At 69.7% G+C, this 14,131-nt stretch carries 14 protein-coding genes; 5 read left to right on the top strand and 9 right to left on the bottom strand.

Annotated features, from left to right (window positions below):
* Window position 1 precedes the first annotated feature (1 nt).
* Genes mhpA through ACZ4SW_RS32945 form a run of 3 tightly spaced genes read right to left on the bottom strand, consistent with a single transcriptional unit; the run spans window position 2 to window position 3,731 of the window.
* Entirely contained in the window at window positions 2-1,615 is a 1,614-nt protein-coding gene (mhpA, locus tag ACZ4SW_RS32955; protein ID WP_468252648.1) for a bifunctional 3-(3-hydroxy-phenyl)propionate/3-hydroxycinnamic acid hydroxylase MhpA, read from the bottom strand.
* The gene (locus ACZ4SW_RS32950; protein ID WP_468252646.1) at window positions 1,612-2,589 is read right to left on the bottom strand and encodes a fumarylacetoacetate hydrolase family protein; all 978 of its coding nucleotides are present in this window, start codon (window positions 2,587-2,589) and stop codon (window positions 1,612-1,614) included. Before ACZ4SW_RS32950 ends, mhpA begins: the two co-directional genes overlap by 4 nt.
* On the bottom strand, window positions 2,586-3,731 hold the full coding sequence (locus tag ACZ4SW_RS32945) for a VOC family protein (RefSeq protein ID WP_468252644.1): 1,146 nt from the start codon (window positions 3,729-3,731) through the stop codon (window positions 2,586-2,588). The genes ACZ4SW_RS32950 and ACZ4SW_RS32945 overlap by 4 nt, the downstream gene beginning before the upstream one ends.
* A gap of 138 nt (window positions 3,732-3,869) precedes the next feature.
* On the opposite strand from ACZ4SW_RS32945, the gene ACZ4SW_RS32940 reads away from it, so the two are divergent.
* Window positions 3,870-4,508: a TetR/AcrR family transcriptional regulator gene (locus tag ACZ4SW_RS32940; RefSeq protein WP_468252643.1), complete on the top strand. Its 639-nt coding sequence runs from the start codon at window positions 3,870-3,872 to the stop codon at window positions 4,506-4,508.
* Between the two features lie 294 nt (window positions 4,509-4,802).
* On the opposite strand, the gene ACZ4SW_RS32935 is transcribed toward ACZ4SW_RS32940, so the two are convergent.
* Together ACZ4SW_RS32935 and ACZ4SW_RS32930 are read right to left on the bottom strand one after the other, a co-directional pair.
* Complete coding sequence (locus tag ACZ4SW_RS32935; RefSeq protein ID WP_468252641.1) at window positions 4,803-5,849, bottom strand: zinc-binding dehydrogenase; 1,047 nt, start codon at window positions 5,847-5,849, stop codon at window positions 4,803-4,805.
* A gap of 163 nt (window positions 5,850-6,012) precedes the next feature.
* Window positions 6,013-9,234, bottom strand: a complete 3,222-nt coding sequence (locus ACZ4SW_RS32930) for a bifunctional cytochrome P450/NADPH--P450 reductase (RefSeq protein WP_468252638.1) — start codon at window positions 9,232-9,234, stop codon at window positions 6,013-6,015.
* A 252-nt stretch (window positions 9,235-9,486) separates the two neighbouring features.
* On the opposite strand from ACZ4SW_RS32930, the gene ACZ4SW_RS32925 reads away from it, so the two are divergent.
* Window positions 9,487-10,131 carry a TetR/AcrR family transcriptional regulator gene (locus ACZ4SW_RS32925; protein ID WP_468252635.1) on the top strand — a complete coding sequence of 215 codons (645 nt, stop codon included), beginning with the start codon at window positions 9,487-9,489 and terminating at the stop codon, window positions 10,129-10,131.
* 155 nt (window positions 10,132-10,286) lie between these two features.
* A complete protein-coding gene (locus ACZ4SW_RS32920) occupies window positions 10,287-10,463 on the top strand; it encodes a hypothetical protein (RefSeq protein WP_468252633.1) in 177 nt (58 codons plus the stop codon).
* Between the two features lie 35 nt (window positions 10,464-10,498).
* Here ACZ4SW_RS32920 and ACZ4SW_RS32915 read toward each other — a convergent pair whose 3' ends face one another.
* The 4 genes from ACZ4SW_RS32915 to ACZ4SW_RS32900 form a co-directional block, all read right to left on the bottom strand.
* Window positions 10,499-10,678 (bottom strand): hypothetical protein, encoded by a 180-nt coding sequence (locus tag ACZ4SW_RS32915; protein ID WP_468252632.1) that lies wholly within the window; start codon window positions 10,676-10,678, stop codon window positions 10,499-10,501.
* Window positions 10,679-10,715: 37 nt separating this feature from the next.
* Window positions 10,716-11,045 (bottom strand): NIPSNAP family protein, encoded by a 330-nt coding sequence (locus tag ACZ4SW_RS32910; protein WP_468252629.1) that lies wholly within the window; start codon window positions 11,043-11,045, stop codon window positions 10,716-10,718.
* Window positions 11,046-11,087: 42 nt separating this feature from the next.
* Window positions 11,088-11,489, bottom strand: a complete 402-nt coding sequence (locus ACZ4SW_RS32905; RefSeq protein WP_468252628.1) for an SsgA family sporulation/cell division regulator — start codon at window positions 11,487-11,489, stop codon at window positions 11,088-11,090.
* Between the two features lie 239 nt (window positions 11,490-11,728).
* Complete coding sequence (locus ACZ4SW_RS32900) at window positions 11,729-12,169, bottom strand: hypothetical protein (RefSeq protein WP_468252626.1); 441 nt, start codon at window positions 12,167-12,169, stop codon at window positions 11,729-11,731.
* Window positions 12,170-12,554: 385 nt separating this feature from the next.
* Here ACZ4SW_RS32900 and ACZ4SW_RS32895 point away from each other — a divergent pair, with 385 nt between their 5' ends.
* Complete coding sequence (locus tag ACZ4SW_RS32895; protein ID WP_030176846.1) at window positions 12,555-12,764, top strand: ferredoxin; 210 nt, start codon at window positions 12,555-12,557, stop codon at window positions 12,762-12,764.
* Window positions 12,754-14,109, top strand: coding sequence for an NAD(P)/FAD-dependent oxidoreductase (locus ACZ4SW_RS32890; protein WP_468252625.1), 1,356 nt, complete (start codon window positions 12,754-12,756; stop codon window positions 14,107-14,109). Before ACZ4SW_RS32895 ends, ACZ4SW_RS32890 begins: the two co-directional genes overlap by 11 nt.
* Window positions 14,110-14,131: the final 22 nt, after the last annotated feature.

Below are 14,131 nucleotides of genomic sequence, written 5' to 3'. Positions count from 1 at the left end.
GTCAGGGTGCGGGCCGGACTTCGGCGGGGCGGCGGGCCGAGTGCAGCAGGGGAGCCCAGGCGGCGACGTCGGTGAAGTCGCCGGTTCCGGTGGGGACGGTGTCCATCACGACGCGGTCGGGGCGCAGCAGGACGGCGTCCGCCCGGCCGCGTGCCAGCCAGGCGGCCAGCGTGCCGTCGTCGTCCAGGTCGCCGACATGGATCACGGATGCGCCCAGGGCCGTGGCCACGCCCGTCATCCGTGCCGTGGGCGGCACGGCGGTCAGCACGGCGAAGGAGTCCCCGAGGATGTCGTCGAGGCGCTCGCGCGTGCCGTCGTACAGCACCCAGGGTTGTGGGCAGAAGGTGCCGGCCAGTGAACGGCCGGTCAGCCGGGGGCGGCGTCGTACCAGCGGATTGGCGGTCAGTGCGGGACTGAGGTCCCGGCTCACCGCCGCGGTCACACCGGGGATGCGGCAGGCCGCGCCCACCACGGCCCGGCGGATGGCCGCACCGCGGTCCTGTCCCCCGGTCATGGCCCAGCCGACGGCGACCGCGACACGGATCACGTGGCGGGCGTGCGGCTTGCGCTCCTGCTGGTAGGTGTCCAGCAGCCGGTCGTCCGCGCCCTGCTGAACGACGCGGGCGAGTTTCCAGGCGAGGTTGCGGGCGTCGCGCAGGCCCGCGCACAGGCCCTGCCCGATGAAGGGCGGGGTGAGGTGGGCCGCGTCACCCAGCAGGAAGACGCGTCCCCGGCGCCACCGGTCGGCGAGGCGGGCCCGGAAGGTGTACTGCGCCTGCCGGATCACCTCGAAGTCGTCGCCCCCGTGGGCAGCGGACGGCAGGTCGACCCAGGGGGCCACCAGCTCGTGCAGGCGCTCCCTCCCGTCCGGGCCGTCCAAGGGCTCGTCGTCCGGCAGTCTGAACTCCCAGCGGTAGCGGTCCTCGCCGACTCGCATGAAGGTGGCCGGCCGGGTGGGGCAGCAGATCTGCTCGGCGCCTTCCCAGGTGCGCACCGGGAGGCTGGTGCGTACGTCGATGACCCGCCAGCTCTCCTCGAAGTGCAAGTCCTCCCATACGGCGCCGATGGCGTCGCGGGTGATGCTGCCGGCGCCGTCGCAGCCGAGGACGGCATCGGCCCACACGTGCTCGTCCTCGTCGCTGCCGTCGCGGCGGAAGGTCACCCGCACCGGACCCGCGGCAGCGGGTGATCCGTCGCCGGCCTGGGTGACGGACACGACCTCCACCCCGCCCCACAGCTCGCACTCGGGGCGGCGCGCCAGGGCGTCGCGCAGCAGCCGTTCCAGCTCCGGCTGGTCGAACATGCTGGTCTGCGGGAAGCCGTGGTGTCCGTGCAGGGACCGCGGGAACTCGGCGATCACGCGACGCCGGGCATCCAGCAGCCGCAACCCGGGCGCCGGTCGGGCGAGGGCGGCGAACTCCTCGTGGACACCGACGCTCTGCAGGATGCGGCGGACCTCGTCGTCCACGACGACGGCACGCGGCAGCGGGTAGACGTCCCGGTGACGTTCGAGGAGCAGGCTGCGCACCCCGTACCGGGCGAGCAGGAGCGCGGCCGTGACGCCCACGGGTCCGGCACCGATGATGACCACCGGCCTCCTGGTTGCGGCGCTCACCTCGCGTCCGCCACAGCGGTCCGCTGCTCGCCCAGGTCGATGCGCCCGTCGGGGGTGGCGATCGTGGCGGTGACGAGGTCACCGTCGCGCAGATAGAGGGGGTTCTTGGCCTGGCCCTTGAAGAACGTCTTCCACTTCAGCGCCGGCGGCAGCAGGGCTGCGATCTTCTCGACCGGCTTGGGCGGGGCCTTCAGGGCGGTGCCGCCGGGCGTACCGGTCAGCAGCAGGTCGCCCGGGTCGAGGGTCTGGAAGCGGGCGAGCAGGGTGAGCGCCTGCGCGGGCCGCACGATCATGTCGGCCAGGGTGCGGTCCTGACGCGTTACGCCGTTCACCGACAGCCGCAGTCGCAGGTCGATCAGACGGTCGAAGTCCTCCGGCTCCAGCAGGGCCAGGTAAGGACCCGTCGGGGTGAAGGTCGGGTAGGACTTGCTCTCGTAGAACTGGGTCTTGGTCAGCTGGACGTCGCGGGCGCTGACGTCGTTGGTGAGGACGAGCCCGGCGACGTACGAAGGCAGGTCCTGTTCCTCCACCACGGTGCCCACCGGGAGCGCCGCGCCCATGACGAGGCCGAGTTCGACTTCGTAGTCGAGGAACTTCACGTGCGCCGGGCGGACGATCGTGTCGTGCGGGCCGCTGACCGAGCCGGACGCCTTGCGGAAGAAGGTGGGCGGGATGTCGCCCGTGAAGCCCGAATCCTTGGCGTGGCTGCGGTAGTTGACCATTTGGGCGACCACCCGGCAGGGAGTGGTGACCGGAGGCAGCGCCACCAGGTCGGCGACAGGCGTGCCGCGCTCGCCGGAGGCGGCGGCCTCCTGGACGGCGGCCCGGTCGGCGAGCAGTTCGGCGGTGGTGACCGCCTTGGTCTCGATGCGGACGGCGCGCTCGGTGGGGGTCCCCCCTGCTCGGGCGGAGTCGAGAGCTTGGGGGAGGACGGCCCACCAGCCGTCGGGGGTACGCAGCACGTTGGTGCTCATGAGCTCATCGCTTTCATCAGGCCCAGCAGGCGTGCGGGGTCGAGTTCGTTGTCGTCGCGCAGGGCCGTCATGACCTCGCGGAGTTTGGCGGGGGAGGGGCTGGTGCCCAGGAAGTCGCGGGTGACGGGCGGGCCCCACTGGGCCAGGCCGCTCGCCGACATCGGTGCCCATCCGGGTTCGAGGTCGCAGGAGAACAGGTCGCCGTCGGCGAAGTGCTCCAGCATGAAGTGGTCGGGGTCGCGCCAGTAGTCGAAGAGCTGGCTGCCCTGGATGTGCCGGCCGATGCCCCAACTGCGCCGGTAGCCGCGCTCGGCCAGGTACTCCCCGCCGGCGGCGATCGCGTCGAGGTCGGTGACCTGGTAGGCGGAGTGGACGTAGCCGGTGCCCGGCCCGAGGTGCAGGGCGAGGGTGTGGTGGTCCACGGGCAGGCTGCCCTGGTCGCAGCGGATGAACGCCATGGTCGGCCCGCGCCGGCGCTGTCCGTCCAGGAACAGGAAGTCGGACACGATCATCCCGAGGGTGTCCAGGTACCAGTCCAGGGTGCGGGCGAACACCCGTGTCTCCAGCACCACATGGCCGAGGCGCTGGATGCGGGACGGCTCACGGGGCGGGCGCTGAGTGGTGTTCGTACGACGGCCTTCGATGCCGGTGTTGAGGATGAGCGGCTGCTGCCCGGGCAGCGCGGGAAGCGGTTCGGCGCAGTGCACCACCCGGACCGGGAGTCCCGAGGGATCGAACAGAGTGACCGACCGACCGCCGCCGGGGACGTCGATGTCCCGGACGGTGTTTCCGACGGCGGCGGCGAGCCGGTCCACATCGGTCCGCTCGGCCGCGCGGAACGCCGGCCCGAGGAAGCGGGAGGCGCGACCGCGCCGGATGACCATGCAGGGAGGACCCGCGAACGTGCCGCGCAGCCACAGCTCGTGATCGGTGCGGGCGGCGATCGCGAAGCCGAAGTCCCGGGCGAACACCTCGGCCCGGTCCAGGTCCGCCTTCTCGAACTCCAGCCAGGCCAGATCCGCCACTTTGATCACCGGATTCCGGGCTCGTCCGGGGTGTTCACCGCGTAGGGCGCCCTGCTCACTGTGGAGGTCTTGGTGGGGCGTCAGAGGACCGCCCTTGTTAACGGGGATGTGGGACATGGTGTCCTCCAAGCAACACTGCCGTAATGAGGAAATCATCAACTCTGCCGCTTCTCATCGTCAATAGATGCAGTCCAAATAATTGACGATCTCATCAGTAATGGCAGTGTCATCGTGGCGGTGGTTACACTGGGCCGCATGCCGACGTCAGCCCCGCCCAAGAACCGCTTCGAGCGACGCCGTGCCGAGACCCGTCAGGCGCTCGTCCGCGCGGCCCGGCAGATCCTCGCGGAAACCGGGGATACGAGCGCAAGCATCCAGGCCATCGCCGAGCGCGCCGATGTCGGCTTCGGGTCCTTCTACAACCACTTCGAGTCGAAGACGGAGCTGTTCGACGCGGCGGTGACGGACGCTCTGGAGGAGTTCGGGCAGGTCATCGACGAGCGCGTGGAAGGCATCGACGACCCGGCCGAGCTGGTCGCGGCCGGTTTCCGGCTCACCGCCCGGATGGCCGACTCCCACCCGGAACTCATGCGAATCCTGCGCGACCGCGGCCTGTCCCACATCCACTCCGACCGCGGCCTCGCCCCACGCGCCCTGCGCGACCTGAAGATCGGCATCGCCTCGGGCCGTTTCACCTGCGGCAACGCGACCACCGCCCTGTCCGCCCTGGGCGGCACCCTGCTGTCCCTGGTGGCTCTCCGGCTGGACCGCCCGGACCTCGACGGCGACGAGGCCGCCTCCGACCTGGCCGAGATGGTCCTGCGCATGCTCGGCCTCGCTGCGGACGACGCCCACGAGGTCACCCGGCGCCCGCTGCCCGATCTCGCCCGATGACCTCCTGCACCTGAAGCGCGGCCCTCTTGGGTGCGCCGGGCGACGCCGGCCGCCTGAGCGATGCTGTCGAGACTCGCGCCGGGTCCTCCCGCGGTTTCCGCCGGGCGGTCGCGAGGATGCGTCGGCGGTTGTAGTGAGCATCCTTGCGCTGCACAGTATGGCCCGGGGTGTCGGTCGTCTGCATGGTTCTTTCTCTCTCCACGGTTGCAGGAAAGCCGTGGGCGCCGGTGCTCCCTCACGCACCGGCGCCCACTCACCCCTGCCCAGGGTGGCTTGTCGTCCTGCTGACGGGCGTCAGGGGACGAGGATGAGGCGGATCGGGTCGCCGATCTTGTTCTCCAGCCGGTGGACGGCGTCGGCGGCCTCGACGAGCGGGATGTGGTCGGAGATGGAGGGGGCCAGGTCGAGGCGGCCGGCCGCGGTCAGCCGCACCAGCTCGGAGACGGACTCGGGGAAGCCGCCGTAGTGACCGCGCACCTGCTTCTGCAGGTAGTTGAAGGTCAGGCCCTCGGTGATGGTCAGTGGCCGGGGTGTGATGCCCACCAGGATCAGGGAGCCGCCCAGGCCGAGCACGGAGGCGGCCTGGTCGCGGACGGCGGGGACACCGGCGCAGTCGAAGGCGAAGTCGAGGCCGCGTCCGCCGGTGGCTGCGCGGACCTGGTCGGCGAAGTCGGGGGCTGCCGGGTCGAGCGCGAGGTCCGCGCCGAAGGCGAGGGCGCGCTCGCGGGCGCTGGGCAGCGGGTCGACGGCGATGATCGGGGCGGCGCCGACCAGGCGGGCGAGGCGTACGTTGTGCGCGCCGACTCCGCCGACTCCCCAGACGCCGACGGACTGGGCGGCACGGACGCCCGCAGTGGCGACGACGGCGGCGTAGGGGGTGGAGACCGCGTCGGGGATGATCGCGGCCTGGTCGAAGGGGAGGCTGTCGGGGATGGGAATGAGGGTGTCCTCGCGGGCGATGACGTACTCGGCCCAGCCGCCGTCGTAGTCGATGCCGGCGGTGAGCATCTGGGTGCAGGGGCGGTGGCGCACGCATCCGGCGCACGTGCCGCAGGTCTTGCCGGCCTCCAGGGTGACGCGGGCGCCGACGGGCAGGCCGCGCTTGAGGTCGGGGCCGAGCGTGTGAATCACACCGGAGACCTCGTGGCCGACGGTGATGGTGTCGGAGGTGGCGAACAGCGGGACGAGGGAGCCGTCGAGGAGGTGGACGTCGGAGAGGCAGACGCCGGCGGCCTTCACTTCGATGAGGACCTCGCCCGGGCCCGGCACGGGGATGGGGACCTCTTCCACGGCGAACTTCTTGCTGTCGAGGTGGAAGCGTCCGGCGAGCATGGTGTCCATGAAGATCTGCTTTCGGTGAGCGGTACCGCCCGGCGGTTCGGGCCGGAGGGTGCCATGGGGTGTCTGGAGGGCTTGTGGTGGCCGGGAGGCGTGGGGGGTTGCAGGACGGGGCCGCACGCCTCCCGGCGGCTGGGGGTCACACGCCTTGACGGCGTTGTGACGGTCAGGCGAAGACGTCCTGCTGGTAGCGCTCGTCCGCTTCGAGCTGGGCGAGCCACTGCTGGGCGGTCTCGTCGTCGCTGCCGGTCTTCTGGCGGTGGATGGCGGCGAGTGCCTCGCGGACGGCGGGGGCCATGCGGCGGCCGTCACCGCAGACGTAGATGTACGCGCCGTCCTCGATGGCCTGCCACACCGTGTCGGCGGCATTCGCGATGGCGTTCTGCACGAACCGGGCCGGGTGGCCGGTCACCGCGGAGTAGGCGGTGTGGATCTGTGCGATCCCGGTCTGCTCCCAGTCCTGCATCTCCTGGCGGTAGAAGTAGTCGTGCTCCGGGTGGCGGCAACCGACGAAGACCTGGGACAGGCCCACCCGGGTGCCGTTCGCGTGCTGTGTCGCCCGCTCCTCCAGGAAGCCGCGCAGCGACGCGATGCCGGTGCCGGGGCCGATCAGGATCAGTGGCGTGGCGGGGTCGGCGGGCGGGGCGAAGGTCGGGGAGGGCACGCGGACGTAGCCGTAGACGACGTCTCCGGGCTCGAGGCCCGCGATGTAGGAGGAGCAGGTGCCGCGGTACTGGCCGTCGCCGGACAGGGCCGGGCCCTCCAGCAGGCCGACGGTCAGGCGCACATGGCGCGGGTTGGCCGACGGGGCGGAGGAGATGGAGTAGAAGCGGGGACGGATGGGGCCCATCATCTCCAGGAAGACCGCCAGCGGCAGTTCGACGGCCGGGAAGCGCTCCAGCAGGCCCAGCACGGAGATGCGCTTGCCGAGGATCTCCTTCTGGTAGCGCTCCTCGGCCTCCTGGGTGTCGGCGGTGTACGCCTGGAGCTGCGGCCGGGTCCACGGGCACTCGGTGTACTCGGCGAGCGTCTGGATCTGGGACCGGGCGGCCACGTCCTGCAGCTCCAGGAACTCGGTGAGCAGGATGCCGGCGGTGACCGGGGTGCCGACCGGCAGGTGGGTGCGGCCACCGGCCGGCTGGTCGAGCCGGAGCACCTGGTCGTAGTCGACGCCGAGCCGCCTCAGGGCGCGCTCCACCAGGGCGAGTTCGTTCTTGGCGAAGACGGCCAGGTGGTTGCCGGTGTCGTAGGTGACGCCCTCGGGCAGCTCGAAGGTGATGGACTTCGCCGACGGGCGCGGCGGCTCGATGCTGAAGTCCCACAGACCGGTCGCGTCGGCCACAAGCTCCTCGTTGGCGACCACGGTGAGCGGGTACGCCTGCTCGGAGACGATGGCGGGGCGCACGTCGGACTCGGTGAGCAGCTGGACCTGGTAGCGGGGGCCGCTGGCCTGGGAGGTGTCGGCGGCGTACTCCTCGGCCAGGGTGGCCCACAGGTTGTCCATCCACCGTGTGGCCATGCCGTCGAAGTCACCGGCGGCGTCCGCGATGCCGCGCTCGACGATGGGGGTGGCGCCGGCGGCCAGCAGACCTTCCTCGATCCGCTTGGGGAATGCCTGGTAGGTGGCCACCCACTGGGTGTTGCCGGCGCCCAGCAGCGCGTACCGCACATTCGCCAGCGAGCCCTCGGGCAGTCCGGCGGCGAGCAGGTCGTCGAAGCGCTGGGCGTTGTCGGGGGCCTTGCCGTTGTAGCTGGCGGCGACCACCACGAGCAGTCCCTCGGTGGGCAGGTTGTCACCCAGCTCGTCCAGGCTCACCAGCGTGGTGCCGAACCCGGAGCGCTCGCCGCGGTCGGCGATGGTGCGCGCCAGGTCCTCGCACGAACCCAGGCTGGAGCCGTACGCCACCGTCAGGTTCACACCCACACCGCTGACCGCTGCCTGGGCCTGGGTGTCGTCGGTCTGCAGGTCCGCGGCGCCGAAGACGGTCCGCTCGTGCTCCTGACGGCGACGGACGATCAGCTCGAAGTTGCCGGGCTTGCGCGTCAGCGCCTCCCGCACGTCCATCGCGTAGTCGCTGGTGTCCGAGAACTTGAACTTCTGCAGCACCAGTGTCAGGGCCAGGCGGGCCTCGGTGAGCGCGAACTGGCGGCCGATGCAGGCACGAACGCCGTTGCCGAACGGCTTGTAGGCGTGCGGGTGCTGCTGGGCCCGGTTCTCCGGCAGCCACCGGTCGATGTCGAACTCGTCGGGCCGCTCCCACGCCTTGGGGTGGGTGTGCAGCGGGCCTTCAAGGATGCTGACCCGTGTGCCCTTCTTCAGCTCGTAGCGGCCGCCGATGACGGTGTCGTCGATGGGCGCCTTGGCGATCATCGGGATGGGAGCCCACAGCCGCAGGGTCTCCTCCAGGATCCGCGGGATGACGTCCAGCTTCATGATCGTGTCGTAGTCCGGGACGGTGTCGCCGGGCATCAGGCGGTCCACCTCGGCGTACGCCTGGGCCAGCACGTGCGGGTTGCGCATCAGCGAGTACGTGGCGAACGACAGCAGACCACTGGTGGTCTCATGCCCGGCGATCAGGAACGTCAGCACCTGGTCACGCACGTTGTCGACGTCCAGCCGCTTGCCGGTCTCCGGGTCGGTGGCCTCAAGCATCAGGCCCAGCAGGTCGTCCTCAGCGCTGCCCTTGCCCTCCTGGCGCTCCTTGATCACGCTCTCGACCAGCTCGCGCATCACCTGGATGTTCTCGCCGTACTTCTTGGCATCGGCCCTGCGCAGCTTGGTCATCATCGGCAGCTCCTGAGAGCGCCGCATCGACTCGGTCAGCGCACCCAGCATCGCGTTGAGGAACGGGTGCAGCTCCTCCTTGTCGAAGGAGTCGAACCGGTAGCCGAACCCCGACAGGGCGATGGTGTCCAGCGTCAGGCGGGTGTAGTCGTCGGTGATGTTGACCGGCTGACCCTCCCGGCGCTCCCACTTGCCCGCCAGGTTGTGGGCGATCTCCAGCATCTGCCCGAAGTAGTTCCTCATGGCCCGCTGGCTGAAGGCCGGCAGCAGGATCCGGTGTGCCCTGCCCCATTCCTCTTCGTGCTGGTGGGCGGTGAACAGGCCGGCGCCGGCGAAGTCCCGGATGTGGTGCAGCGGCGTCTTGTCGATCTGCTTGAAGAACCGTGTTTCGTCGCTGACCTCGGCCACCAGGTCCGGGTCGTAGACGAAGACCTGCTCGATGCCGGCGATGTCCATGCCGTAGATGCCCTCGGGGAACTGCTTGGACAGCTCACCGAAGTACTCCACCGGATTGGTGTCGGGGATCTGCGGCGTATTGCCGAGGAGGGGGATCCCGTGCGGGGACCGGATGGGGCGGAGGTCGTTCGCGGAGTGCGTGGTCATGTCTTGCTCCTCTGCGGAGGGGACGGAAGGGGATGGGCAAGGGCGCGCTGCGCAGGTCGATGCCGTGGCGCCGTACGGAAACATACGCCGTATGGAATTGGTACCGTACGACGTATGGAAATGCGAAGCAAGCCCGGTCGCTCTGGTGGGCGCTGTGATTCAGGTCATTTCCATACGACGTACGAAACTGATACCGTACGAGGTATGGAAAAGAAGGCGAGACGTCCCCCGCGGGGAACGAGGAAGAGGGACGTGCCTCTGACCGAGGCCGGGATCTACGCCGCCGCCCTGCGGCTGATCGACGCGGACGGTGTCGAGGCGCTCACCATGCGCAAACTCGCCACCGCGCTCGACGCGAACCCGATGTCGCTGTACCACCACGTGCCGAACAAGGAAGCCGTGCTGCGCGGCGTGACGAGAATGGTCGGAGCGCAGTTCCGCACCGTGTCACTGGAGGACGCGCCCTGGCAGGAGCGGATCCGCCTGCTCGCCACGGACTTCCGGGCCCTGGCGCACCGTCACCCCAAGCTGATGGTGTACTCGTTCAGCCACCAGGCCGACTTCATCCAGCACGACGACCCGTTCTGGACCGCACTCACCGCCATCGTGGCCGCTGCCGGTGTGCCGCAGTCAGAGGTCTCGGAGATCGCCGCGCTGATGGTCGCCGTCGTCATCGGTGTCCTCACCGCAGAACTCAACGGCGCACTCCACCAGTGGTCGACCCTCAAGTCCCACGGCCCTGAAGCCGACGAAGACGGGGTCGCGGACGCAGACCCTGCCTCTACGAGTGCGGCCCCTGACCAGGACCACATGTTCCGCCTCGTGATGGACACGCTGATCACGGGCCTGGAAGGCCGCCTCATCGCCGGTCGTGACGGCCGGCACGCCGGCCATTGAGCCAGTCGGCCTGAGACGCTGCGCCCCAGGCACTGGCGGCTGAGGCGCGCCCGCAGTCGGGCGATCTCAGGCTGCGACGCACGAGCCACCCCGTCACATCGGGTGAGAGCGCCCGGGCGGGGTGGTTCCACATCCAGCCTCTACACGGCAGCCGTATGCCGGCGCTGAACCGCGCAATGACCATGGTCGTTGGCTTGTTCCTGGTCTCCCTCCTGAAGCAGGAGACCGTCGGCCTCGTCGAGCTGAATCACCCGCGTCATCCGTTCACCGAGGCGGCTACGCCGCCGAGTGCTCCCGCCCGTGAGCGCGAAGTGTCGCCCCGTACCGGATGAGACCGCTTGCCGAACGAGTCGCCGCCTTCCCCTCGTCAAGCCCCGACGCCCTGCCGCACCACATTCACCGCGACCTGCTCGAGCACACCGGCGAGCAACTCACCGACGACGCCGCTTTCCTGATCATCGAACGCACCCCCTCGCGTCATCTGCACCGGCCGCACCTCATGTCCCGCGTCGGGGAATCCTCCCCGTGACAAGAGCTGCTCGACCATGGCCCCAATGGCCGAAGCGCAGGTCGCGCGGGAACCGTCAGCGCAAGGGGGAGTCGGAGGTGGGCGTCAGCGCGGTCTCGGTGACACCGACGATCTGGCCGAGGTCGAAGCCCTCCATGTCGGCGCTGAACTCCGGGCCGGCCAGGTACGCCAGCAGCCGTTCCTGCACGTCGTCGCCGTCCCTGTAGGAGACGAGGGCGTACAGCCTGGGCGTCTCACTTCCGAAAGCCGCGGGCACCGTCCAGATGCCGTGCGTGGTGATCCGGTATTTCGCCATACCGGGGATGTGCTGGGACCAGATGTTCTCGTAGGCGACGAGCGCCTCAGGGCTGCACAGCGTGTAGACACGGAGCTGGTACTGGGACATGGGCACTCGTTCCTTTTCTGTCTGAGCGTGGATAGTCAGTGGTCAGCTTTGCGACAGGAGGTGCGCCAGTTCGACATCCCAGTCGATGCGTCCGGCCTCGGTGCCCCGTGGCACCAGAGCCTCCGTGCGCTCCAGGAATGCCTTGACGTCCTGCACGGGAACCTCGAGCAGGGCGGTGCCCGCGCGAGACCCGAGAGCGATGTACATCGCCTGGTCGCCACGGCCGTCGGCCGACCAGATCCGGACGTCCCCATGACCTGCGGGACCTTTCAGACCTTCGGTCAGAAGATCACGCCCCAGGACCCATTCGACCGGCTTGTCGCTGTGGGGGAAGAAGGCGGCACGGACGATATAGGGATCGTCGGGCTCGTACCGCAGACGTACACACAGGGGGAGTGAGTAGGTGCGCGAGACGACGAGCTGCGCGGTCAGCCCTTGAACCACGGTCCTCAAAGACTCCATCGGTATTCACATTCGTGGCGGCGCGGCAGCGTGGCGGCGCGTGCCTGCGACACGGGCAGGTGTCCGCAGGCAGGTTCAAGAGGAACAGGTCCTCACTCAGTCGCCCGCCCGGGCGGCGGTCAGGGGACCGCTGGTCCTTGACCAGCGGTCGCATCCCTGCCGCCGGCAGGCATCAGGGCGAGGGGTACGGCTTCGGCCCATGGGCACAAGCAGTACCTGTCTCACCGGTCACCGTGGTTCCGGTCGTAGTGGTCCCAGCCGAGGTGGTCCCGGTCGCCGTGGTACTGGTCGTGGTGGTCCCAGTCCCGGCCGTCGCTCTCGTAGCGGTTCCAGTTGTGCCGGTACGACCTGTCGGACTTCCACCCGCGCCGCTCATCGTCCCAGCGGTAGCAGCGACCGTCGCGGCTGTGCCAGAGGGAGCCGGCGACATGGTCGTCGTGGTGCCAGCCACGGTTTGCGTCCCAGCAATAGCCCTGCTCGATCAGGTAGCCGACGCCGTGGTCCCAACGGTGGTCGGCGGCGTTGACGCCGACGGCCGACCGCTGGGCGTGCACGGATGCGGGAGTCGCGGCCGAAGCGGTGCCCCCGGCACCGACAACGGCGACACCCGCGACCGCCACGGAGGAAACAGCGACAGCAATCCGCCTCGTGAGCTTCTTCATGATCTTTTCCTTCCAGTTGGTGCGATCTGCAGCAACGGCTGCTTTTGCAGGCGGTGTGAGCGCCTGGCGTTGTCCGGCCAGCAGTTCCATACGTTGTATGGAATCGCCCTGCCAGGATAACCATACGACGTATGGAAATGGGTGGGGCGGCGACAGTGACTCGGGTCACCCGGACGAGCTGACCGCAAGGTGCACCCCTGCTTCGGTGAGGTGTCACCGCTGAATGCTGATGAGCAACTGGAATGCAGTTCCCGGGAGTTCAACCATTTCTCTCTCATCGTGCTGGCCCCCATCCCAGCTCTCGATCACAAGGCATGCAGACACCCGGGTCTGGCCCCATGCTGGAGATGAGGGGGGTGTGACAACGGAGGAAGAAGTGGTGGAGATGCGGACCGTTGTCGACCTCACGCGCTGCCAGGGCTATGCACAGTGCGTGTTCCTCGCCCCGGAGGTGTTCGAGCTGCACGGGGAGGAGGGGCTGCTGTACGCCACGGCCGTCCCGGACGACCAGGTGGAGCGGGTACGCCAGGCCGCGGCGGCGTGCCCGGTGCAGGCGATCCTCCTCGGGGAAGAGGTGAGCACCGGTGCCCGGTGACCTGAAAGACGGCCGTATCGTCATCGTCGGCGCGTCGCTGGCCGGGCTGAGAGCCGCGGAGGCGCTGCGCGAGGAGGGTTTCACCGGGTCTCTGACCGTGGTCGGGGACGAGCCCCATGTGCCCTACGACCGGCCGCCGCTGTCCAAGCAGGTGCTGCTCGGGCAGGCGACGGCGGACAGCCTCGAGCTGCCGATGCGGCGGGACCCGGACGCCGAGTGGCGCCTCGGCGTGCGCGCCAACGGCGTGGACATGCTGGCGAAACGGGTACTGCTGGCCGACGGCGAGTCGCTGCCCTACGACCGGCTGCTGATCGCCACCGGAACCCGGGCACGGCCCTGGCCCAACCCGGAGGAAGGCGCCCTGGACGGGGTGTTCACCCTGCGCACGCGCGAGGACGGCGCGGGACTGGCCGATCGGCTGGCCGCGAGACCAGAGCGGGTACTGGTGATCGGCGGCGGCTTCACCGGCTCCGAGATCGCCTCCGCCTGCCGGGAACTGGGCCTTGAGGTGACCGTCGCCGAACGCGGTCCCGCACCCCTGGTGGGTGCGCTCGGCGGCACCCTGTCCAAGCTCGCCGCCGTCATGCAGCGCAACCACGGCGTGGACCTGCGCACCGGGGTGACAGTCACCGCCCTGAACGGCAACGGCGCCTTCACCGGCGCGCAACTGTCCGACGGCAGCCGCGTCGAGGCGGACGTGTGCGTCGTGGCACTGGGCGCGATCCGCAACGTGGAGTGGCTGGCGGAGTCCGGGCTGGCGGCGGGCCCACGCGGCATCGCCTGCGACGCAGGCTGCCGGGCCTTCAACATGTACGGGATCGTCACCGACGACGTCTTCGTGGCCGGCGACGTCTCCCGCTTTCCCCACCCGCTGTTCGGCTACCAGATGCTGTCGCTGGAACACTGGGGCAACGCGGTCGAGCAGGCCGCGGTCGCGGCCCACAACATGGTCAGCCCGGGGCCGCTGCGGCGCCCGCACCTGGCCATCCCGGTCTTCTGGTCGACCCAGTTCGGACTCAACATCAAGTCGGTGGGCGTCCCCACCTACTCCGACCACGTGGTCATCGCCCAGGGCTCCCTGGAGGCACGCCGGCTCGCGATGGTCTACGGCTACCAGGGCCGGGTCACCGCCGCCGTCACCGTCGACATGGCCAAGGCGCTCGACTACTACCGACACCTGATCGAGACCGCCGCTCTCTTCCCGCCCCCGCCCGGCGCCCAGGACCGTGCGATCGCCGCCGACATCACGATCCCCTCCGCCGTACCGGACCCCTCCGTGCTGTCCCACGGCCCGACCGTCGCACTCACCGGTTACCTTCCCGACCGCCGGCTGACGGTGGTGTAGCCCATATCCCGCCCCTACGAGG

Source organism: Streptomyces sp. NPDC028331, from assembly GCF_055565775.1.
Note: the sequence above shows the minus strand (reverse complement) of the source record. Positions and strands in the feature narration are given on the sequence as shown.

What these genes read in the sequence shown, in the direction of transcription:
- ACZ4SW_RS32930 (WP_468252638.1), bottom strand. Translation starts at nt 9,234, where the DNA reads ATGACCACGCACTCCGCGAACGACCTCCGCCCCATCCGGTCCCCGCAC.
- ACZ4SW_RS32895 (WP_030176846.1), top strand. Translation starts at nt 12,555, where the DNA reads ATGCGGACCGTTGTCGACCTCACGCGCTGCCAGGGCTATGCACAGTGC.
- ACZ4SW_RS32945 (WP_468252644.1), bottom strand. Translation starts at nt 3,731, where the DNA reads ATGTCCCACATCCCCGTTAACAAGGGCGGTCCTCTGACGCCCCACCAA.
- ACZ4SW_RS32935 (WP_468252641.1), bottom strand. Translation starts at nt 5,849, where the DNA reads ATGGACACCATGCTCGCCGGACGCTTCCACCTCGACAGCAAGAAGTTC.
- ACZ4SW_RS32940 (WP_468252643.1), top strand. Translation starts at nt 3,870, where the DNA reads ATGCCGACGTCAGCCCCGCCCAAGAACCGCTTCGAGCGACGCCGTGCC.
- ACZ4SW_RS32910 (WP_468252629.1), bottom strand. Translation starts at nt 11,045, where the DNA reads ATGTCCCAGTACCAGCTCCGTGTCTACACGCTGTGCAGCCCTGAGGCG.
- ACZ4SW_RS32920 (WP_468252633.1), top strand. Translation starts at nt 10,287, where the DNA reads ATGCCGGCGCTGAACCGCGCAATGACCATGGTCGTTGGCTTGTTCCTG.
- ACZ4SW_RS32900 (WP_468252626.1), bottom strand. Translation starts at nt 12,169, where the DNA reads ATGAAGAAGCTCACGAGGCGGATTGCTGTCGCTGTTTCCTCCGTGGCG.
- ACZ4SW_RS32915 (WP_468252632.1), bottom strand. Translation starts at nt 10,678, where the DNA reads ATGGTCGAGCAGCTCTTGTCACGGGGAGGATTCCCCGACGCGGGACAT.
- ACZ4SW_RS32950 (WP_468252646.1), bottom strand. Translation starts at nt 2,589, where the DNA reads ATGAGCACCAACGTGCTGCGTACCCCCGACGGCTGGTGGGCCGTCCTC.